General features: G+C 61.5%; 2 protein-coding genes. Both read right to left on the bottom strand.

The features are described 5' to 3' along the window. Window positions 1-35 precede the first annotated feature (35 nt). Window positions 36-950, bottom strand: coding sequence for a hypothetical protein (locus B3Q33_RS10005; protein ID WP_272961991.1), 915 nt, complete (start codon window positions 948-950; stop codon window positions 36-38). A gap of 26 nt (window positions 951-976) precedes the next feature. Beyond that, the coding region (locus tag B3Q33_RS10000) for an HAD family hydrolase (protein WP_286827508.1) at window positions 977-1,327 on the bottom strand (351 nt) is incomplete at its 5' end.

Genomic DNA, 1,327 nt, shown 5'->3' with positions numbered 1-1,327 from the left:
GGCTCAAGCGCCGCTCCTACAAAGGTTTTACTCTTTCAGGGCTGATTCAGCCAGGTTGCCAGCGCGTCAGGGCCTTCTTTTTTCGATGCTGCTAGGGCCTCCTCAATGCCCGGCGCTTTTTCTGCCCAGGCTTCCAGTGCGGTCTGATCCATATTGCGCACACCCTTCAACAACCGTTCCGCATTCACTTCGCGCACGGTTGCCGGGATAAACAGGCCTTCCGCTTCCAGGTCGGTGCTGGCTTTGCGGGCGTCGCGAGCCAGGGTGTGTTCCAGGCCGCATTTCAGGGCCTGTGAATCAAGGGGCGCCTCCACGGATAGCAGTTTGGCATCGGTCAGCAGCTGCTCGGTGGCAAGCTGAAGATACTCTCGCCGACGCAGGGCGATCTCGTCATCGCCGGCCAGCAGGGGCAGTGCCTTGGGGGTTTCTTCGGTGCCATTGAGTGCCACAAACAGGGCGGCAAAGCCCAGGCTGGCTTCGCTGGCATCGGTGGCGCCGTGCTGGGTGCGCAGGGATTTACGCGTCATTTCCAGATAGGGATCACTGATCAACCCGGACTCGGGCCATTCCGGCAGGGCATCCAGGTAGCCGGGGTAGAGCGGCCAGGTATCCATGCGGTTGAGCAATTCCTGTTGATTGAGCTGGCAGGCCCGGCTGGCAGCGAGCAGGTAGTGATCCACAAAGGCGGCATACCAGCTTTCCAGCTGCTCACGCAGCGCGTCCAGTTGCGCCTGCTCACGGTTCTGTTCGAAATCGTTCATAGCCTGTTGCCAGGCGGCGGCACCATTCTGGAAGGTCTGGTCCGCGTTGTTCTGCCAGTCGGTGGCGGGAATATCTGCCACGGCGGCCGACATATCAGTGGCTTCGCCCGGCGCCGATTCCGGTTCCGGTGTGTTGTTGTCGCAGCCGCTTAACACCAGTGCCAGCAGCGCGGCCAGAAAATAACGCATGGTTCCCCTTCCCCTTTTTATGAGTCTCAGCGCAGGCTGATGACTGGCCAGCCTTGTTCCCGTGCTTCCCGGTCCAGGGTCGCATCCGGATCCACCGCCACCGGGTTGTCCACTTTTCTGAGTAACGGCAGATCGTTGTGGGAGTCGCTGTAGAACCAGCTGCCGGCCAGTGTTTCGTCGTTGGCGCGCAGCCATTCTGCCAGCCGTTCCACCTTGCCGTCCCGGTAGCTGGGTGTGCCAGCCACGTTACCGGTATAGCGCTCGCGCTTGCACTCGGCCACGGTGGCGATCAGGTGATCCACGCCCAGGCGGTCTGCCAGCGGGGCAGTGACGAAATCGTTGGTGGCGGTGATGATCATCAGGGTATGGCCCTGGTC

The sequence above is a fragment of the Alcanivorax sp. UBA3183 genome (genome assembly GCF_002364155.1).
Lineage (GTDB): Bacteria > Pseudomonadota > Gammaproteobacteria > Pseudomonadales > Alcanivoracaceae > Alcanivorax > Alcanivorax jadensis.
This window is presented reverse-complemented; position numbering and strand designations above follow the sequence as displayed.

Bases quoted from the DNA above. Each gene is read 5' to 3' on its own strand.
- B3Q33_RS10005 (WP_272961991.1), bottom strand. From the start codon at position 950: ATGCGTTATTTTCTGGCCGCGCTGCTGGCACTGGTGTTAAGCGGCTGC.